Genomic DNA, 17626 nt, shown 5'->3' with positions numbered 1-17626 from the left:
GGGAGAAAACCCGCATGACCGCCCCGCGTGTCCACCCGACGGCCATCCTCGAACCCGGCGTCATCCTCGGGGCCGGCACGTCGGTCTGGGACAATGTCCACATCCGGCACGGCACCACCCTCGGCGACGAGTGCATCGTCGGCGAGAAGACCTACATCGCCTACGGCGTCCGGATCGGCCACCGCGTCAAAATCAACAGCTTCGTCTACGTCTGCAACGCCGTCTCCATCGAAGACGGCGTGATGATTAGCGCCGGCACCATCTTCACCAACGACCGCTTCCCGCGGGCGACCACCCCAGATTTGAAACAGTTGCGGCCGTCGGACCCCGATGAGCACACGTTGCCCACACTCGTCCGCGAGGGGGCGACCATCGGAGCCGGGTGCGTCATCGGGAACGATCTGACGATCGGCCGATTCGCGATGGTCGGTATGGGTTCCATCGTGACGAAATCGGTGCTAGACTTCCACCTCGTTCTCGGCAACCCGGCCCGGCCGGCCGGGGCCGTCTGCCGGTGCGGGCAACTGCTCGCCCGGTTCACGGAGCGGGCTGCGGTGCCGGAGCAGTTCACCTGCACACATTGCGGGCGAACCTACCGGATGACCGGCTGGACCGTTGATGAGGTGACATGAGCAATCCGACCGCGACCCCGTGGCTGTCCTACTGGCAAACCCTTCCGCCCGGGCGGTTGCTGTTCCACCCGGAAGGCGAGGCGTTCGCCCACAACTTCCGGCAGGCGATCCGGCCCGCCGCGACCGACCGGCTCCTCGACTACGGGTGCGGGTTCGGGCACGTCGCCGGGCTGTTGGCCCCGCACGTCGGCGAAGTCCGCGTTTGGGACGCCGCCCCGGCGATGTGCGATCGGGCGGCCGCGAACCTCTCGCAATTTCCCAACGTCCGACCGTGGGATGAAACCGAACGCGACTTCAACCTGATCCTTGTGAACAGTGTCGTGCAGTACCTGTCGCCGGGCGAACTAACGCGGAACCTCCGCCGGTGGGAACAACTCTTGGCGGTCGGCGGCCGGTTAATCCTTTCAGACGTGAGCGAGCCGGGGCATTCGGTCCTCTCGGATATGTGGTCACTGTTCCGGTTCAGCGTTCGCCGCGGCTACTTTCTGTCGGCCGTGTGGAATACACTGGCCGAGCGGCGGCGGTACAACGCGACGGCGCAATCCTGTCCCCTCTACCACCCGGCGAAGGCGGACCTCGAACTGTTCGCCGCGGCGGCGGGCCTGACCGTGCGATACCTGCCGCACAACCTGACGCACTTCGCGGGTCGGTACACCGCGGTCCTCACTCGAACCCCCCATGCACCCCGCCACCGTGAACACTGACACGCCGCCACCTGATTCGCCGGCCGTTGGCCTCCGGTGGGCGGTTATCGGCGGCGGCATCCTGGGGATGGACCTCGCCCGGCAACTGAACGCGGCCGGGCACGCCGTCACGTTAATCGAGTCCGCCCCGCACCTCGGCGGCCTCGCGGATGCGTGGCAACTCGGCGACGTGACCTGGGACCGGCACTACCACGTCATTCTGCTCTCCGACACGCGACTGCGGAATCTGATCGACGACCTCGCCCTCACCGGCGGCCTGCGGTGGGTGGAGACGAAGACCGGCTTCTACACCGACGGCAAACTGTACTCGATGTCGAACTCGCTGGAGTTCCTCAAGTTCCCGCCGCTCGGCCTCGTCAGCAAGTTCCGCCTCGCGCTCACGATCCTGCGGGCCTCGAAGATCCGCGACTGGCAGTACCTCGAACACATCCCAGTCGTGGACTGGCTGCGGAAGTGGTCCGGCCGCGGCACGACGGAGAAAATCTGGCTGCCGCTGTTGCGGGCGAAGCTCGGCGAGAACTACCGGCACGCCTCGGCCGCGTTCATCTGGGCGATCATCGCCCGCATGTACGCCGCCCGAAAGACCGGCCTCAAGAAAGAGATGTTCGGCTACCTCCGCGGCGGCTACCGGACACTGCTCGACCGCTACACGCACCGCCTGCAATCGGACGGCGTGGCCGTCCGCGAGTGCGCGAAGGTGTCGCAGATCACGGCCGACGAGTTCTGCCTGGGGGTGGAGTACGACGACGGCACGCACGAAGAGTTCGACCGCGTGGTGATCACCACCACCGCCCCGGTCGCGGCGAAAATCTGCCCCGGCCTCGAGGACGACGAGCGGGCGAAACTGCTGGGCCTCCGCTATCAGGGCCTCGTTTGCGCGTCGCTGTTGCTGACGAAGCCGCTCGACCGCTTCTACGTCACGAACATCACCGACGCCGCCCCGTTCACGGCCGTCATCGAGATGACGACGCTCGTCGACCCGGCCGAGTTCGGCGGCAAGCACCTCGTCTACCTGCCGAAGTACGTGTCGCCGGACGACCCGCTGTTCGAACAGCCGGACCACAAGATTCGCGAATCGTTCCTGGCGGCGCTCGCGAAGATGTACCCGTACTTCTCGCCGGACGACGTGCTCGCGTTCCGCGTCTCTCGCGTGCGGAACGTGCTGGCGATTCCCACGCTCGACTACTCGGCGAAGTTGCCGCCGATGGCGACCGCGGTGCCGGGGCTGTTCATGGTCAACTCGGCCCACATCGTGAACGGGACGCTAAACGTGAACGAGACGCTGCAACTCGCCGACCGGGCGATGCCGACCTTGCTCGCGGAGGTGCCGCGATGACGGGCGGGAAGCCGCGGGCGTCGCTGTCGCTCGACCTCGACAACAAATGGTCGTACCTGAAGACCCACGGCGACGCCGGGTGGGACAAACTGCCGACGTACCTGCCGACCGTCGTGCCGCGGGTGCTGAAGCTGCTCGCCGACCACAAGTTGACGATCACCTGGTTTATCGTCGGGCAGGACGCGGCCCTCGACCATCACGCCGACACGCTGCGGTCGATCACGGCCGCCGGCCACGAAGTCGGCAACCACTCGTTCCACCACGAGCCGTGGCTGCACCTCTATTCGCGCGAGCAAATCCACGACGAACTGAGCCGCACCGAGGACGCCATCGAGAAGGCGACCGGCGTTCGCCCGACCGGCTTCCGCGGCCCCGGCTACAGTGCGTCCGAGGCGGTCCTCGAAGTGCTGCTCGAACGCGGGTATCGGTTCGATGCCTCGACGTTCCCGACGTACCTGGGCCCGCTCGCCCGCGCGTACTACTTCATGACGGCGAAGCTCTCGCCGGAGGAGAAGAAAAAGCGGGCGAAGCTCTTCGGCACGATCGCCGACGGCCACCGGCCGCTGAAACCGTACCGCTGGGAGACGGCCCGCGGCCGACTGCTCGAAATCCCGGTGACGACGCTGCCGTTGGCGAAGGTGCCGATTCACCTGAGCTACCTGCTGTACCTCGGCCGGTTCTCGCGGTTCGCCGCCCGCAACTACTTCCGCACCGCGATGGCGTTCTGCCGCTGGGCGCACGTCGAGCCGTCGATTCTCTTGCACCCCCTGGACTTTTTGGGTGCCGACGACGACGGCGACCTGAGCTTCTTCCCGGCGATGGACCGCCCCGCCAACTGGAAGTTGGAGTTGGCGGCGGAGGTCTTCGACGGACTGGCCCGGCACTTTCAAGTCTTGCCGATGGGCCGGTACGCGGCGACTCTGGAAGGTGTGAAGCTGCCGGTGCGGCAGCCGGACTTCGTGCGGAAATCGTAGGCGATCTTGCGACCATCCTTCCTGCTGCCGATCCTGCTCCTGCTCGCCGTCGGCGTTCACCTGCGCTGGCGGCAACCCACCGAACCCTACTTCAGCGGCGACGAGACGCGGCACGTCATGACCGGCGTGTTCGTCCACGACGCCCTCCGTGACGGCGGCGTGTCGTCGCCGCGGGCCTACGCGGAGCGGTACTACGCGCAGTACCCATGCCTCGGCCTGCTCGTCTGGCCGCCGGGGTTCTACGCGGTGGAAGGCGTGGCCATGCTCGCCGTCGGGCCAAGCCACGAGACTGCCCGCAACGTCCTGCTGCTCTACCTGCTCGTCACGACCGCGTACGGCTTCAAGCTCGTCCATCACACGCACGGCACCACGACGGCCGTCATCGCGAGCCTGCTGCTGATGGCCTCTCGCGAGGTGTTCATTAACACACGCGGCGTGATGCTCGAAGTGCCGACGCTCGCGTGCCTGCTCGGGGCAATGTTCCACTTCGAAAAATACCTCGGCCAACAACGGCGGCGCGACCTGCTGCTGTTCGCGTTTTGGACCGTCGCGGCCGGGTTGCACCGCTACGATGCCGTCTTCCTCGCGCCGCTGTTCCTCGTGGGACTCGGGTTCGCCCGGCAGTTGAGGTTGGTCTTCGGCCGGGACGTCTTGGCCGCGGTCACGGGAATCCTCGCCGCCCTCGCTCCGGTCTACTGGCTGGCGTACAAGACCGTCGGCCAACAGCACGCCCTCGGGGCCACGACCGGTACGAATCTGACCATCGTTCGCCACGGCTGGGAGCAGATCACGTACTATCCGACGGGGCTGATCTTCCAACTCGGGGCGGTGACGGCTGCGTTCGGCGTCGTCGGCCTGCTCGCGTCCTTCCGCCGAGAATCGTGGGCGAAGTCGCGGCCGTACTGGGCGCTGGTCGTCGTGGTGTACGGCTGCTTCGTGCTGCTGGCGGAACAGGAAACGCGGCACACGATCTACTGGCTGCCCGCGTGGTGCGTCTTCGCCGCCGAGGCGGCGTTGATCCCGTTGCGACGATTCGGCAAGCGTGGACTGACGGCCCTCGCGGTGGTGCTGGTGGTCGGCGACGCCGGGTGCTGGACGCTACGGCAGCCGGTGCCGTGGGTTCGCGGCTACGCCGACGCCGCCCGGTTCGTGCTGGACCGCACCGACGGCCCCGGCATCGTGCTGTTCGACGGCCACTTCGACGGCACGTTCATCTACGAAGTGCGAACGCAAGACGCCGCCCGCCGTCTCTGGGTGGCCCGCGGCGACAAGTTGCTCTACGCCGTGAAAAGCGATCCCGGTGCGGCCTACGTCGAGTGGGCGAAGGATGAGGCCGCGATTGCGAAGGTGCTGGACGATCTCGGCCCAAACTTCATCGTCGTGGAAGAGCCGCCGTTGAAGTACACGCTGCCGGCTCAACTGCAACTGCGGAAGGTGTTGCGGGAGTACCCGGATCGATTCGAGCGAGTTGCGGTCATGCCGATCGACAGCCACAACATCGAGTGGATGGAGGGCAGCGAACTGTGGGTTTATCAGCCGAAGAACCGGCCTGCCGGCCCGCGCAAACTGAACATCCCGATGCTTTGGGGCGGCCGCGACATCTCACAGGACGTGAAGTGATCGAAAGCGACCTGTACAAGCCCGCAGCGCGAGCAAGGGCAGGGCGTGCCTGCCCTTGCTCGCGCTGCGGGCTTGTGGGTTACGACTTCCCCAGGACGAGATCGACGACCCAGCACCCGCGGACGTGCGGCCCATCACCGCGACAGTGGGCGAGGATGTCGGCGTCTTCACACCCGGCGTCTTGCAGGGCGTCGGCCAGAATCGGCAGGCGGTCGAAGGCGCGGTCGGCGTAGATGCCCTGGGCGATGCCGACCGCGGTGGGCGTGAGCCAGCGGGGATCAGTGGCGACGGAGCGAAAGGGGCTGCCGAAGATGTCGCGGAGGTAGTCCGCAAGTTCGGCATCACACTCTGACTTTTGGCCTGGGAAACCGGACTCTTCGGAGCCAAGACTATCTGTGAGAGACGCACACCATTCGGCATTCCAGAGGTCAAACTTCACAGATAGTAGTGTAGCCGGTGCTTGCAGGTAATCATCCAGTTCGTCGAAATGCAATTCCTCCCATGCATCATACACTTCCGATTCTACTGCAGCGCGATCCTGTTCTGTGACACCCCCTTCTACGAACCGTTGGGCCAATTCAATTGCCCCGAGAAGTCGCTTGTCCCCGCGGAATAAATCATCGTTCTGTTGGCAGCAGAGGATGCCAAACAACCTCAGTTTCCTTTCGCTGCCCGCGGCTCCCAAGTACTTCAAGAGAGATTCGGGACCAACCGCTGTCAGCCACTCCTCCTCCGTCATGGCTTCGCCACCTCGGCCATGCAGATCTGGTTCTCGTCCTTCGCCCGGCGCACGAACGCCACCCGCGAGCCGTCCGGAGAGAACACGCACGCCTCCGGCCGGATCGGTGACAGTCCGCCGTCAGTCACGAAGCGAACGACGCCGGTACGCACGTCGGCCACGGCCACGCGGTCAGCGGTGACGAACGCGATCTCGCCGCCCTTCGGGTTCCAGGTGAAGGCCGACGCGATGCCTGCTTCCAACCTCGTCACCTGCGTGGGTTCGCCGCCGGTCGGCGGGATCGTCCAGAGTTGCGGCACGCCGTTGTCGTCTTTCATCAGGAAGGCGATTCGCGAGCCGTCCGGCGACGACCGCAGCCAGTGTCGCGGGCCTTGCAAGCCGGGGTGCTTCCGCTTCGCGGTGAACGTGAGGCGGCGTTGCGTCGTGCCCTTCGGCGGGAAGGGGCGGCGCGTCTCGGTGCCTTGCAGGGGGCCGTCGCCAGGCACCCGCAGGTCGGCCGGCAGATCGACGACGAACAGTTCCGAGATCGTCTCGCCCTTCTCCGCGACGACGTGGCCCTGGAAGGCAAGCGAGCGGTTGCCGATCCAGCCTTCCTCGAACGCCTTTGCGATTTCGTCCGAGCCGGGCTTCGGGTTCGCCGTCGTCTTCGTGATCAGCACACTGAAGTAGCCGCCGTCGTGGTTGCGGGGGTGGCCGCGGTTCACCTTCACCACGCCGGCCGGTACGCTGACACCGACGTTGCGGAGGTTCGCGTCGTGGTCGGCGGTTTCGGTCGCGAACTTCGTGAGGTACTGGTCTTCATAAGTGAAACTCACCCGCTCGCCGTCGGGGCTGAAGACGTGGACGTGCGAGCCGCCGCGGAGCGCCCCCGGCGTGAACGGCGGCACCAGATCGCGGGCGTCGAGGTTCACGGCCACGCCGGGCTTGCTGGCGTCCACGATCACGCCCTGCCGCCGCGAGGCACCGTACTTCCAGTCGGCCGTCGGGTTCTCCGGGCCGAGGATGAAGACGACCTTCGGCTCCTTCGGGTGCCACGTCGCCACGCCACAGTTCGCCCCGTGCTTCGACTCGTAGAGGGTGCGGATTTCTCGCGTCTCGACGTGGACGGCCTCGATGCGGGTGCCGTCGAAGGTTTCGCCGGCCGCGTCGGAACGGGTGTCGTAGACGATCCACTTGCCGTCCGGCGACCAGACGCCGACGTTCGTGAGGATGCGGCCGCCGGGGCCGGTCGTGAGTTGCTGTTCGCTCAACTGCTCGGCTCCGCGTACTCGTCCGGAATCGGTTGGCCGGTCGCCTTCTCCCAGATTGCGTCCATCTGCTCGTCGCCAACGCCGAGCAACTCGCCGAGTGCGTAAGCCCGCGACCGCCCGGCCTTGTCGAAGGTCCGCAACACGCTGAGAGCGAACAGGCAGCCGTTGGCGTAGAGCAATACGGTCGGCAGTTCCTCGCGGTGCTGCTGCACCTTTGGCGGGGCGGCCCGGAACGGGTTGAAGTTGGCCGGCTTCTGCGGCGGCGGGTTCTCGTGGTCCCAGGCGAAGTAGCCGGCCGACCCGGCGAGGACCAACAGCCACCCGATCAGCCACGACTTGTGCGACGCGATGAGCGCCCACCAGACGCAGCCGTACCACGCGACCAGCCCGCAGATGACGAGGCCGCGGGTCAGGGCGTCGGCCCCGTCGGACCAGATTTCGCCCGCCTGAATCGCGCAGTAGCCGAAGAGGACGATAACCGCGAGGCCGACCCACCCGCGGAAGTAGCCGAGGAGGACCGACTTCGCGTTGAAGCCGATCCGCTTGCCCTGGAAGCCCTGCTCGGCCTCGGTGCCTTCGAGAACGACGAACGAACCGAGCGGGATCAGCGGCACGAAGTTGATGTGGAAGAACCGCGTGCTGACGTAGCACAACCCCGGCACGCGGTCCACGTAGCCGTACATGTGTTCGCCGTGAACGCCGGCCATCGTCACCTCCGATTATTGCAAGAGCTTCGTCGCCTTCATCAGGTACTGCACGCCGCTGCCCAGGGTCGCGAACAGCATCGCATAGAGTAGCACACGGTACACGTCGTCGAGAACCGGGGATTCGTGCGGGCGGATCGTTTGCAGGAACAGCACGCCGAGGATGACGGCACACTGGAGGGACGTCTTCAACTTGCCGAACCAGTCGGCCCCGAACTTCTTGCCCGCCGCCTCGACCATGCCGCGGACACCCGTGATGAGGATTTCCCGCCCGACCACGAGCGTGACCATCCACGGCAAGATGCCGACGTTCGCGGCTTGCAGGTAGATGAACGTGCCGCAGATGAGGAACTTGTCCGTCAGCGGGTCGAGACTGCGACCGACCGTCGACACGAGGTTGAACCGCCGCGCCCACCAACCGTCGAGCCAATCGGTGATCGTGGCGATCATGAACAGGACGAGCGCCGCGAGCCACTGTTGGTAGGCAATGCACGCGAAGATGGAGATGCCCAGCGGCACGCGCGAGAGCGAGAGCAGGTTCGGGACACTGGTCAGGGAGGATGCCGGCACGCGGACGATCTCGTGGAAAAGGACGCAGGGAGTGTGCCTACTTTTATGAGAAGTCTTGCTGGCATCAACGCCGCCGGTCGGGTAGAACAATAGTATCCCGCCGTTGGAACACATTCATGCCGATCGCACCCGCCCCGACTCGCCGTCAGTTCGTTCAAGTGGGGGCCAGTACCGCCCTCGGCCTCGGCTTGCCGTCGTTGCTCGCGTCTCGCGCCCATGCCGCCACGCGCAAGTCGAAGTCGGTCATTCTCGTGAACCTGACCGGTGGGCTGAGCCACATCGACACGCTCGACATGAAGCCGGACGCCCCGGCCGAGATGCGCGGCGAATTCAAGCCGATTTCGACCGCCATCCCCGGCGTCCAGATTTGCGAACACCTACCGCTGCTCGCGAAGCGGATGCAGACGTGGGCACTCGTGCGGTCGCTGTCGCACAACGAGAACGGCCACCTGCCCGGCACGCACCGCCTGCTGACCGGTTCGACGATGCCCCTGAAACGTGGCAGCGACCTGGACAACGTGCTATCCCGCCGGGATTGGCCGTGCTACGCCGCCGGGCTGAACTACGTCCGCCCCCGGCACGACGGCGTCCCCAACGGCGTCACGCTGCCGCACTCACTCATCGAGGGGCCGTTGACGTGGCCCGGCCAGCACGCCGGGTTCCTCGGCCCGCACCACGACCCGATGCTGGTCAAGCAAGACCCGAACTCGCCGAAGTTCCGCATGGATGCCTTTTCCCTGCCGGACGGCGTGGACCCGGCGCGTGTCGATTCGCGCCGCAGCCTGCTCGACAACCTCGAATCGTCGGGGCAAGGCGATCCAGCCTTCCGCGGCCACCAGCACCAAGCGTTCGAACTGCTCAGTTCCGGCAAGGTCGCTACGGCGTTCCACCTCGACCGTGAAGCGCCGACGGTCCGCGACCGCTACGGCCGCAACCAGTTCGGCCAGTCGCTCCTCCTCGCGCGGCGGTTGGTGCAGTCGGGCGTGCCGATCGTGCAGGCGAACATGGGCATCGTGCAAACGTGGGACACGCACACCGACAACTGGGGCAAGCTGAAGAACCGCCTGCTGCCGTGGCTGGACCAGGGATTGGCGGCGCTCATTGAAGACTTGCAGCAGGAAGGGCTGTTCGCCGACACGCTGGTGGCGGTCCTCGGCGAGTTCGGCCGGACGCCAAAGATTTCGACGCTGCCCGGCCAGACCGTCGCTGGTCGCGACCACTGGGCTTCGGTTTACTCCGGGCTGTTCGCCGGCGGTGGCGTGGTGGGCGGTCGCGTCATCGGCAAGTCGGACAAAGTGGGCGCACACCCGGTGAGCCAGCCGTACACGCCCTACGACATCGGCGCGACGATCTACCAAGCCCTCGGCGTACCGCCGGACGCGGAAATCCGGGACACTCTCAACCGCCCGACGGCGATCAACGCCGGCCGGCCGATGGACATCCTCTTCGAAAATCGCTGACGACTCCTCGCGTGAAGGAAGTGACCTTCTCAGCCCATGAAAACGAACGAGCCGCGACCGTGTTCGGCCGCGGCTCGTTCGTGACATTGAGCAAACCTTATCGCACGCCCGCGACGACCGGACTTGGGGCCGCCACAACTTGTCGTGGGTTCGTGTTAGTGGGTACGGCGACCTGACCCGCGACGCCTGGGGCCACGCCCCCCATGTTCGAGACCACGGCCGGCGGGTGGGCCGCAGCCGTCTGGTTGATCGCCGCTTCCGCGGTTGTAATTTCCGCCGGGGGCATTTCGGCTTTCCGTGCGGCCCGACCGATGTGACCCAGGAACAAGCCCACGAGCAAGAGTGTGATGCCCGTCAACAGGGTTCCGTAGAAGAAGAAACGCGAGGTCGGGGTCAGTTCGTCCCCGCCCAGGGTGAATCGCCAGACCAGGGTCCAGACGTCCATGAGCGTGCCGGCGAGGATCAGCCCGATGGAGAGTTTGGGACCGAAGGCGGGTTGGGTGAGCATGGCCATGATTACACCAACGGCGAAAGGGTGAGAGCCAGCCACATCGGTGGCTAAACTTGTTGGAGCAAGCGACGTGCCATCCCTAGAAAATGCTCCCGACCGAATCATCGCTGATGACGAAATTGTCGTCAGTGGGCCATTTCTTGGGCCAGTTCCGGCAATGTTCGGATGCGATCTCCAACCTCGGGGTTTCGATTGTTCGGATCGAGCAGCACGGCCCCCATCCCCACCGCCCTTGCCCCCAGGTAATCATTTTCGAAGTCGTCGCCAACGAGCAACGCCTCGCCCGGCGACATTCCCACCGCTCCTACCACCTCGGCGAAGAAGTCCGGACTCGGCTTGCGGTGGCCGACCCGCGAACTGATGACGACGTGCGGCCGTAGGGTTCGCAACTCGGCGTGCCCTTCGACGACGGCTTCCAGGCGGTGGTCGTAGTTCGACGCCAGCCCCAGGATCAGGCCGCGGGACCGCAGTTCCGCGAAGACGGAAGCCGCCGTCGGGTCCACCACCCAGGCGTCCGGTCGGGCGTAGTGCTCGTACAGTTCGCGGAAGCACGCCTCCGCGTCGCGCACGCCGGGCAGCGTCTCGGCCACGATCCGCCGCCATCGGGCTTCCTCGCGGCCTTCGGACGTGACCCAGTTCGCGGCCCGGTCGACGGCTTCCTCGGCCCGGAACGCGGCCAGGAACCGCGTGCGAATCTCGGCGGCCGACAGCACCAGGCCGAAGCGGGCGGCGACGTGCGCGTACACCTCGGGGGCCGACGGCGTGGGGTGGATAAGCGTGCCGACGGCGTCGAAGAAGACGGCCCGGATCGCGGACGGAATCGGCATGAGGGGCAGCCGCCTTTTGCGAGTAGAATGAATCTAGCATAGCGGTCGCGGGGGGCGGGTGTCATGTCGCGGACGACGGAAGCGCAGGCGTTGTTCAAGGCGGCACTCGACAACCCGGCCGACGAGGTCGCGCGGCTGGTGTTCGCCGACTGGCTCGAAGACGGCGGCACCGCGGCCGACGCGGCGTGGGCGCGGTACGTCCGCCTCGGAACGGTCGCGCACCACGGGGCGATGCGACCGCAGGAGCGGACCGACCGGCGGGCCCTCGCGGCCCGCGACGTGACGACGACGATGGAACTGCCGTTCGACGAGTTCGTGCCCCAGTCGGTCGGCCTGTTGCAACTGCTCCCCGCCCCCAACATCACCGTGCGGCTCGCGGGAGTCACCGTGCCGGTGCCGGTCGCCTCGCAGGTGTGGGAGTGGGTCGCGCAGGGGATGGAGTTGCTGCCCGTGGACTGGTCCGGGTGGCACGCGAGCGGCGTGGGGAAGGTGTGGACGGAGCGGACGCTGATCGTCGCCAGTGCCGACCCGCGGCGGTTGCTGGCCGCCGTCGAGCGGGACGAGGTGGAGTTCGCGAAGGCCGCCGTGTACTGCGTGCGGGCGTACCCGGACGAGTTGGCCGGGGCCATCGACCGCAGCTACGCCCGGCTCCGCGAGGAGACGACCGTGCGAACGCTCCTGCTCGGTTTCCCCACGGGTTGGCAACTCAACAACACCGGGCCGTTCGCGCGGATCGACGTGCCGCCGGTCGTGCGGCTGGTGCAGGGCATCTTGGGCGACGCCATCAACCGCCAGTCGCGGATGGTCCGCATGGCCCCAGAGTCGCACGGCAGCCTCGTCTCGATGCGCGACCTGCAAGGCTGGCGCGAGTGGAACGTGATCCCGTGGTGGCTCCAGAACGACGTGATCGCGTACCTGCGGGAACTGGCCGGGTTGCCGGAGTTGGTGGGCGTGCGGCCGCCCTTTGAGACTGGACTGGTGCGGTTCGAGCAGCGCGGCCAGCCGTATGAGTTCCTGATCGAAATCACCGACACGCCGACCGGCCCGGACGTGACGATCCACGTAACGGGCTGAAAGTTTCACGGACTTCACGCCGCCTTACATCGCCTTGCCGCACTGGTCGCAGAACTTCGCCGCCTCGTCGTTCAACGCCCGACACGCCCGACAGCGAACCTTGACTGTCGGTTCCGCCGGACTCGCCTTCAAGGCGTCCACTTCTTCCAGTACGTCGTTCAACAAGCCACCCGCTGCCCGGTTCATCGGCTCAAGGTCTTTACGGGCCTGTTGTGGGTTCAGCACGACACCCGCTCCGGCCCAACCGGACTGGCCCACGGCCGTCAGGCCGCGGCCGGCGGCCATGAGCAGCATCCCACCGAGGCCCCGTGCGAAGAACCCGCCGAACGATGGTCCTGAAGAAACCGACGGAACGGACACGTGCCCGCGGTCGGCAAGCGAGGCGATGACGCAAAAGTTCGACAGGAACAGCAGCAGCCCGAGGCCGGACAGGACCATGCCGCCGTAGTACATCGCCTGGCGGTCGGGCGGGATGTCATAGACAGGCGGGGCCATGCGAAGACGCTCCGGGGAGGGTGGCAGCAGTCTATTCGCTCGCCGACGGTGGGAGATTTAACGGCGGGTCACTTCACGAACTTGCCGACCATCTGCAGGAACTCTTCATTGCTCTCGGTCTTCCGGAGTTGCTTGATGAGCGAGTCCATCGCGTCCACCGGCTTCATCTGCATCAGGCTGCGGCGGAGCAGGTTGATCCGCTCCAACTTCTCGGGCGGGATCAGGCGTTCTTCCTTCCGCGTGCCGGACGCCCCGAGGTCGATGGCCGGGTAGATGCGCTTCTCGGCGATGCGGCGGTCGAGCACCAGTTCCATGTTGCCGGTGCCCTTGAACTCCTGAAAGATCACGTCGTCCATCCGGCTGCCGGTTTCGATCAGCGCGGTGCCGAGGATGGTCAGCGTGCCGCCCTCCTCGAAGGCGCGGGCCGAGCCGAAGAGACGTTTGGGGATTTCCAGCGCCCGGCTGTCCACGCCGCCGCTCATGGTGCGACCGCTGTTGCCGGAGTGCTTGTTGTACGCACGGGCCAACCGCGTCAGGCTGTCGAGCAGCACCAGCACGTCCTTGCCCTGTTCGGTCAGTCGCTTCGCCCGCTCGACGCACAGTTCCGCGAGGCGGACGTGGCTGGCGGTGTCCATGTCGGACGACGACGCGACGAGTTGGTAGCGTTCCGCACCGACGCCGTCGGCCGGGACGAAGCTCTTGACCAACCGCCGAATCTCGGTGACTTCCTCCGGACGTTCGTCGACCAGCAGGATGATGAGGTACATCTCCGGGTGGTTCTTCGCCACGGCCGAAGCGATGTGGGACAGCAGCACCGTCTTGCCGGACCGCGGCGGCGCGACGAGCAGGCCGCGCTGCCCCTTCCCGATCGGCGTGAACATGTCCATGACGCGGGTGGTCAGCACGTCCGGCGTCGTCTCCAGGCGGATCGCCACGCCGGGGTCGGTGGCCGTCAGTTCGTCCCACACGCGGCGGCGGAACGCCTTCGGGTCGCCGCCTTCGATTTGCTCGATGGTCGCGAGCCGCGGACCCTGCCCGCGGCGCGGCGGTTCGAGGACGCCGGAAATGTGGATGCCTTCGGCAAGGTTGAACTTGTCGATGAAGGCACCGGGCACGTACGGGTCGTCGGCCGCGTTACGATAGTTGCGGGCCGGGCTACGGAGGAAGCCGTAGCCGCGCGGGTGGCGCTCGAGGACGCCTTGGAACACGGGGGCCGGTTGCATGTCAAACAGGTTCCGAAACGGAAGAACTCACATCAGCGGAGATCGGAGAAAGCGGCGAGCCGTCGCAGATGTCACGATTGTAAGGCACAACGGCCACCGTGGGTAGCGAAAAGTGCGATTCAATCAAACAACGATCCGCCGTTCGGCTTCGGCTGCGACTTCCCCAGCAGCTCAAACGCCCGCGGCGTGGCGATGCGGCCGCGCGGCGAGCGGACGATGAACTGCTCGCGTAACAGGTAGGGCTCGATTTCATCCGTGAGTGTGTCGCTGGCTATGTTCATCGTCGCGGCAATCGCTTCCACGCCGGTCGGGCCGCCGCCGAACACGTCGATGAGCGTTTCGAGGTAACGGCGGTCTTGCTTGTCGAGGCCGTCGCGGTCAACCTCTTGCATGTCGAGTGCTTGCCGCGAGATGTCCAGCGTCACCGGGCCATCGGCAATGGCCGGGTGGCCGGCGTGGTAGCTCCGCACCCAGTAGAGGCGGCTGTTCGCCACCCGCGGCGTGCCGCGGCTACGCTGGGCCAGCTCGACCGCCGCTTCCGGGGCCATCGGCAGGGCGAGCTTTTTCGCGTTGATACTGACGATCTGCGCGAGTTCGTCGATGGTGTAGTAGTCGAGGTGTTCCTGCATCTTGAAGCGGTCGCGCATCGGGCCGGACAACATGCCGCTGCGGGTCGTCGCGCCGATCAGCGTGAACGGCTTCAGCTTCATGTTGATGGTGCGGGCGTTCACGCCTTCGCCGAGGACGATGTCGATGCGGAAGTCTTCCATCGCCGGGTAGATGAACTCTTCGACCACCCGGGGCATCCGGTGAATTTCGTCGATGAACAGGATGCTGCCGTACTCCAGGTTCGTCAGGAACGGCAGCATGTCGGCCGGCTTTGACAGAGCCGGGCCGCTGGTCATCTGAATGGACGAGCCGAGTTCGTTCGGCAGCACCGTGGCGAACGTCGTCTTGCCGAGGCCGGGCGGACCGTCGAAGAGGATGTGGCCAAGCGGCTCCTTCAGTTTCTTCGCGGCGTTGACGGCGATCTGTAACCGATTCGCGACCTTCTTCTGGCCGATGACTTCGCGCAGCAACTTCGGCCGCAATGCGGCGTCGCGTTGCCGATCGCTTTCGTTGCTCCCACCGCCTTCAGGACTGCCCCCGCCGGGGGTGATTACTCGTTCACGAGCCATGCGATCCTCTCGACCCTAGTGGGCGAACGTGCTGTTGAACCCAGGTGGTAAACTCTTCGCGGGTCATTTGAGCTGCCGCGAGTGTGAGGAACACTCGCTCTTGTTCATCCACGGGGGCGTCGATCTCGTGACCGTTCAACACGAGAAAGGTTTCCATTGCCGCATGGCCGATCCGCTTGTTGCCGTCCACGAAACCGTGGTTGCAAGCCAACGAGAAGCCGAGGGCTGCGGACTTCTCGGCGAGGGTTGGATAGAGGTCTTGGCCGCCGAAGGTCATTCGCGGCGGTGCGACGGCCGAGTCAATTTTCCCCAAGTCGAGGATTCCCGTCCCGCCTCCCGATCGCGCGACGACAGCGGCTTGAAGTTGGATGACTTCATCGCGCGTGAGGTAGATCATTTCGCCAACCGTCGGTAGAGTTCGGCGTTCTTCTCCAGCACGTAATCGGCCGCGGAGCGGAACGACCGGTTTCGATCAATCAAGCCTTCGACCTCCCGGTGAAGCCACTCTTCTACCGGGACGCCAGCGGCTTCGGCAATCGTCGTCAGTTCCGCGAATCGCTCGGCGGACAGGTCAATCGTTACGGTCATGGTCGGTCCTCACTTCTTCCTCTTGTACACGATCAGCATGGTGTTCGACTTGTCGGCCGTCTTCAGTTCCGTCGGACGGGTCTTGAAATCGAGGCCGTAGCAGATGGTTAGCGTGTCGTCTTTGAGTTCATAGATGCACGGGTACGTTTGGCCGCGGTTCGGGCCTTCCGTGCCGCTCACGTCCATCGCCTTCGGCGCCTTCGCCGTGTTCACCGTCACCGTGCCCTTGTCCTCCATACCGCCGACCTTTACCGTGTAGTTACCGCCTTCAAGGACCAGCTCCAGGTTTTTGAACGTCTCCGACACCTTCTTGCCATCGACCTCGGCGTCGGCGACCGTCCACTTGCCGGCAAGGGCTTTCATCTCGGTCTTGTCGTCGGCGCGGGCGAAACCACTCACCAGAACGACGGTCAGCAGTGCGAACAGAACGCGGGCCATGTCGACCTCCTTGTCGGAACGGAAATCACTTCGAGTAAATCAGCGTCAATCCAGCCTCGATGGTGTCGAACTTCTGGCCGGACTTCAGCAGGCTGTCGAGTTTCGAGCGGGCTTCGAGCGGATTCAAGCCGACGCTCATCAGGGCTTGGTAAATGTCTTCGATCAGTTGGGCGGCCCCACTCGGGACCGGCACGGCCTCGCCTTCGGAGCCGGGTTGGCCGAAATCGCTGGCGAGGGCGTACTTCGTCACCTTGCGCTTCAGCGTGCTGACGATCTGTTCGGCGGTGGTCGCGCCGATGCCGGGAAGCGTGGTTAGCCACTTCGCGTCCTCGCGACTGATGGCGTTCGCAATCTCCTTCGGCGACCGCGAGAGCGCCTTCAACGCCTTTTTCACGCCGATCTTATCCACGGTGCAGAACAGGTCGAAGAACTCCAGTTCCATCTCCGTCAGGAAGCCGATCTTCCGCGGCACGAATCGGCTGCCCGATTGGTTGCCTTCCAGGTACTCACTGGTGTGGAAGACGATCTCCTGGCCGACCTTCATTTGCAGCAATCGCCGCACGCTTTCGGGCACGAGCAGCTGATACTCGAACGGCCCGACACTGACGCGCACCTCGTCGTCGAGTACGCGGACCAAGGTGCCCGTCATCTTCGTCATCATGAGCGAATCTTCCGCTAAGCGGCTTCGTCGTTGCCGAGCAACGCTTTCAGGTTTACGCCGGTGTGCAAGGCCGAGGGCGGTCCACCGCGGCGGGCGGGGTTGCCAATGAAGTAGTGGCACAGGGCAATCGCCATCGCGTCGGCCACGTCGTGTGGTTCCGGTGGTTTCGCCAGGCCGAACTCCCGCATGATTGCGTACTGCATCTGCTCCTTGCCCGCCCGGCCGCTACCAGTAACGGTCTTCTTCACCCGCGTCGGGGCGTAACTCAGCACGGGGATGCCGCGCTGCCCGGCCGCGAGAAAGTACACCCCGCGGGCGTGGCCCATGAGGATTGCCGTCCGCGGGTGGTCGTAGTGGGAGAACAGTTGTTCCACCGCCAACACGCCGGGCCGCCACTGGTCGAAAACTTCGGTGATGGAATCGTAAATCGTCGTGAGGCGTTTCGCCATGTCAGCAGTGTCGCGCTCGTCCGTGGTGCGAATGACACCCGCCTCGCACAGCTTCGGGCCGGCGTCGGTGACTTCGAGAACGGCGTACCCGGTGACTTGCAAGCCGGGGTCGATGCCGAGGATGCGAGGGGCGTCCGCTGCCATGCGTCGGCCTCCTATTTGGGAATGTGGGAATTGGGCGAAGACCCCGGGA

General features: G+C 65.6%; 21 protein-coding genes. 7 read left to right on the top strand and 14 right to left on the bottom strand.

Features of this window, described 5'->3' with window-relative positions:
* The first annotated feature begins 14 nt into the window (after positions 1-14).
* From PX52LOC_RS10885 to PX52LOC_RS10865, 5 genes are read left to right on the top strand one after another with little or no spacing between them, the layout of a single operon-like run.
* Positions 15-632 carry an acyltransferase gene (locus PX52LOC_RS10885; protein ID WP_149110122.1) on the top strand — a complete coding sequence of 206 codons (618 nt, stop codon included), beginning with the start codon at positions 15-17 and terminating at the stop codon, positions 630-632.
* Entirely contained in the window at positions 629-1336 is a 708-nt protein-coding gene (locus PX52LOC_RS10880; protein WP_149110121.1) for a class I SAM-dependent methyltransferase, read from the top strand. Before PX52LOC_RS10885 ends, PX52LOC_RS10880 begins: the two co-directional genes overlap by 4 nt.
* Complete coding sequence (locus PX52LOC_RS10875) at positions 1311-2672, top strand: NAD(P)/FAD-dependent oxidoreductase (protein ID WP_149110120.1); 1362 nt, start codon at positions 1311-1313, stop codon at positions 2670-2672. The genes PX52LOC_RS10880 and PX52LOC_RS10875 overlap by 26 nt, the downstream gene beginning before the upstream one ends.
* Entirely contained in the window at positions 2669-3646 is a 978-nt protein-coding gene (locus PX52LOC_RS10870; protein WP_149110119.1) for a polysaccharide deacetylase family protein, read from the top strand. The genes PX52LOC_RS10875 and PX52LOC_RS10870 overlap by 4 nt, the downstream gene beginning before the upstream one ends.
* A 6-nt stretch (positions 3647-3652) precedes the next feature.
* Complete coding sequence (locus tag PX52LOC_RS10865; RefSeq protein ID WP_149110118.1) at positions 3653-5266, top strand: ArnT family glycosyltransferase; 1614 nt, start codon at positions 3653-3655, stop codon at positions 5264-5266.
* Between the two features lie 79 nt (positions 5267-5345).
* Here the strand turns inward: PX52LOC_RS10865 and PX52LOC_RS42400 are convergent, their stop codons facing one another.
* The 4 genes from PX52LOC_RS42400 to pgsA are packed head-to-tail and all read right to left on the bottom strand — an operon-like array spanning position 5346 to position 8529.
* Positions 5346-6005, bottom strand: a complete 660-nt coding sequence (locus tag PX52LOC_RS42400; protein WP_246173690.1) for a hypothetical protein — start codon at positions 6003-6005, stop codon at positions 5346-5348.
* A complete protein-coding gene (locus PX52LOC_RS10855) occupies positions 6002-7255 on the bottom strand; it encodes a DUF3748 domain-containing protein (RefSeq protein WP_149110117.1) in 1254 nt (417 codons plus the stop codon). Before PX52LOC_RS10855 ends, PX52LOC_RS42400 begins: the two co-directional genes overlap by 4 nt.
* Positions 7252-7962 carry a hypothetical protein gene (locus PX52LOC_RS10850; protein WP_149110116.1) on the bottom strand — a complete coding sequence of 237 codons (711 nt, stop codon included), beginning with the start codon at positions 7960-7962 and terminating at the stop codon, positions 7252-7254. Before PX52LOC_RS10850 ends, PX52LOC_RS10855 begins: the two co-directional genes overlap by 4 nt.
* Positions 7963-7974: 12 nt before the next feature.
* Positions 7975-8529, bottom strand: coding sequence for a CDP-diacylglycerol--glycerol-3-phosphate 3-phosphatidyltransferase (gene pgsA, locus PX52LOC_RS10845; RefSeq protein WP_246173689.1), 555 nt, complete (start codon positions 8527-8529; stop codon positions 7975-7977).
* Between the two features lie 116 nt (positions 8530-8645).
* Here pgsA and PX52LOC_RS10840 point away from each other — a divergent pair, with 116 nt between their 5' ends.
* Positions 8646-9989, top strand: coding sequence for a DUF1501 domain-containing protein (locus tag PX52LOC_RS10840; RefSeq protein ID WP_149110114.1), 1344 nt, complete (start codon positions 8646-8648; stop codon positions 9987-9989).
* A gap of 97 nt (positions 9990-10086) precedes the next feature.
* Here the strand turns inward: PX52LOC_RS10840 and PX52LOC_RS10835 are convergent, their stop codons facing one another.
* Entirely contained in the window at positions 10087-10503 is a 417-nt protein-coding gene (locus tag PX52LOC_RS10835; RefSeq protein ID WP_149110113.1) for a hypothetical protein, read from the bottom strand.
* A 122-nt stretch (positions 10504-10625) separates the two neighbouring features.
* On the bottom strand, positions 10626-11327 hold the full coding sequence (locus PX52LOC_RS10830; protein WP_149110112.1) for an HAD-IA family hydrolase: 702 nt from the start codon (positions 11325-11327) through the stop codon (positions 10626-10628).
* A gap of 63 nt (positions 11328-11390) precedes the next feature.
* Here PX52LOC_RS10830 and PX52LOC_RS10825 point away from each other — a divergent pair, with 63 nt between their 5' ends.
* A complete protein-coding gene (locus tag PX52LOC_RS10825) occupies positions 11391-12401 on the top strand; it encodes a TIGR02996 domain-containing protein (RefSeq protein WP_149110111.1) in 1011 nt (336 codons plus the stop codon).
* Positions 12402-12425: 24 nt separating this feature from the next.
* On the opposite strand, the gene PX52LOC_RS10820 is transcribed toward PX52LOC_RS10825, so the two are convergent.
* From PX52LOC_RS10820 to ruvC, 8 genes are all read right to left on the bottom strand, one after another.
* The gene (locus tag PX52LOC_RS10820) at positions 12426-12896 is read right to left on the bottom strand and encodes a hypothetical protein (RefSeq protein ID WP_149110110.1); all 471 of its coding nucleotides are present in this window, start codon (positions 12894-12896) and stop codon (positions 12426-12428) included.
* 68 nt (positions 12897-12964) lie between these two features.
* A complete protein-coding gene (gene rho, locus PX52LOC_RS10815; RefSeq protein ID WP_149110109.1) occupies positions 12965-14119 on the bottom strand; it encodes a transcription termination factor Rho in 1155 nt (384 codons plus the stop codon).
* Positions 14120-14238: 119 nt separating this feature from the next.
* Positions 14239-15297, bottom strand: a complete 1059-nt coding sequence (gene ruvB, locus PX52LOC_RS10810; RefSeq protein ID WP_149110108.1) for a Holliday junction branch migration DNA helicase RuvB — start codon at positions 15295-15297, stop codon at positions 14239-14241.
* Positions 15287-15694 (bottom strand): type II toxin-antitoxin system death-on-curing family toxin, encoded by a 408-nt coding sequence (locus PX52LOC_RS10805; protein WP_149110107.1) that lies wholly within the window; start codon positions 15692-15694, stop codon positions 15287-15289. The genes ruvB and PX52LOC_RS10805 overlap by 11 nt, the downstream gene beginning before the upstream one ends.
* Positions 15691-15885: a DNA-binding protein gene (locus PX52LOC_RS10800; protein WP_149110106.1), complete on the bottom strand. Its 195-nt coding sequence runs from the start codon at positions 15883-15885 to the stop codon at positions 15691-15693. The genes PX52LOC_RS10805 and PX52LOC_RS10800 overlap by 4 nt, the downstream gene beginning before the upstream one ends.
* A gap of 9 nt (positions 15886-15894) precedes the next feature.
* The gene (locus PX52LOC_RS10795) at positions 15895-16323 is read right to left on the bottom strand and encodes a TIGR03067 domain-containing protein (protein WP_149110105.1); all 429 of its coding nucleotides are present in this window, start codon (positions 16321-16323) and stop codon (positions 15895-15897) included.
* 25 nt (positions 16324-16348) lie between these two features.
* Positions 16349-16984 carry a Holliday junction branch migration protein RuvA gene (gene ruvA, locus PX52LOC_RS10790; protein ID WP_149110104.1) on the bottom strand — a complete coding sequence of 212 codons (636 nt, stop codon included), beginning with the start codon at positions 16982-16984 and terminating at the stop codon, positions 16349-16351.
* 14 nt (positions 16985-16998) lie between these two features.
* A complete protein-coding gene (ruvC, locus tag PX52LOC_RS10785) occupies positions 16999-17577 on the bottom strand; it encodes a crossover junction endodeoxyribonuclease RuvC (RefSeq protein ID WP_149110103.1) in 579 nt (192 codons plus the stop codon).
* Between the last annotated feature and the right edge of the window lie 49 nt (positions 17578-17626).

Source organism: Limnoglobus roseus (genome assembly GCF_008254045.1).
In the GTDB taxonomy this organism is placed as follows: Bacteria; Planctomycetota; Planctomycetia; order Gemmatales; family Gemmataceae; genus Limnoglobus; species Limnoglobus roseus.
The sequence above is the reverse complement of the archived record's forward strand: the minus strand, read 5'-3'. Positions and strand labels throughout refer to the sequence as shown.

Bases quoted from the DNA above. Each gene is read 5' to 3' on its own strand.
- PX52LOC_RS10840 (WP_149110114.1), top strand. From the start codon at position 8,646: ATGCCGATCGCACCCGCCCCGACTCGCCGTCAGTTCGTTCAAGTGGGG.
- PX52LOC_RS42400 (WP_246173690.1), bottom strand. From the start codon at position 6,005: ATGACGGAGGAGGAGTGGCTGACAGCGGTTGGTCCCGAATCTCTCTTG.
- PX52LOC_RS10805 (WP_149110107.1), bottom strand. From the start codon at position 15,694: ATGATCTACCTCACGCGCGATGAAGTCATCCAACTTCAAGCCGCTGTC.
- PX52LOC_RS10885 (WP_149110122.1), top strand. From the start codon at position 15: ATGACCGCCCCGCGTGTCCACCCGACGGCCATCCTCGAACCCGGCGTC.
- ruvA (WP_149110104.1), bottom strand. From the start codon at position 16,984: ATGATGACGAAGATGACGGGCACCTTGGTCCGCGTACTCGACGACGAG.
- PX52LOC_RS10850 (WP_149110116.1), bottom strand. From the start codon at position 7,962: ATGGCCGGCGTTCACGGCGAACACATGTACGGCTACGTGGACCGCGTG.
- PX52LOC_RS10835 (WP_149110113.1), bottom strand. From the start codon at position 10,503: ATGGCCATGCTCACCCAACCCGCCTTCGGTCCCAAACTCTCCATCGGG.
- PX52LOC_RS10820 (WP_149110110.1), bottom strand. From the start codon at position 12,896: ATGGCCCCGCCTGTCTATGACATCCCGCCCGACCGCCAGGCGATGTAC.
- rho (WP_149110109.1), bottom strand. From the start codon at position 14,119: ATGCAACCGGCCCCCGTGTTCCAAGGCGTCCTCGAGCGCCACCCGCGC.
- PX52LOC_RS10830 (WP_149110112.1), bottom strand. From the start codon at position 11,327: ATGCCGATTCCGTCCGCGATCCGGGCCGTCTTCTTCGACGCCGTCGGC.
- ruvC (WP_149110103.1), bottom strand. From the start codon at position 17,577: ATGGCAGCGGACGCCCCTCGCATCCTCGGCATCGACCCCGGCTTGCAA.
- PX52LOC_RS10825 (WP_149110111.1), top strand. From the start codon at position 11,391: ATGTCGCGGACGACGGAAGCGCAGGCGTTGTTCAAGGCGGCACTCGAC.
- PX52LOC_RS10800 (WP_149110106.1), bottom strand. From the start codon at position 15,885: ATGACCGTAACGATTGACCTGTCCGCCGAGCGATTCGCGGAACTGACG.
- PX52LOC_RS10870 (WP_149110119.1), top strand. From the start codon at position 2,669: ATGACGGGCGGGAAGCCGCGGGCGTCGCTGTCGCTCGACCTCGACAAC.
- PX52LOC_RS10875 (WP_149110120.1), top strand. From the start codon at position 1,311: ATGCACCCCGCCACCGTGAACACTGACACGCCGCCACCTGATTCGCCG.
- PX52LOC_RS10795 (WP_149110105.1), bottom strand. From the start codon at position 16,323: ATGGCCCGCGTTCTGTTCGCACTGCTGACCGTCGTTCTGGTGAGTGGT.
- PX52LOC_RS10880 (WP_149110121.1), top strand. From the start codon at position 629: ATGAGCAATCCGACCGCGACCCCGTGGCTGTCCTACTGGCAAACCCTT.
- ruvB (WP_149110108.1), bottom strand. From the start codon at position 15,297: ATGGCTCGTGAACGAGTAATCACCCCCGGCGGGGGCAGTCCTGAAGGC.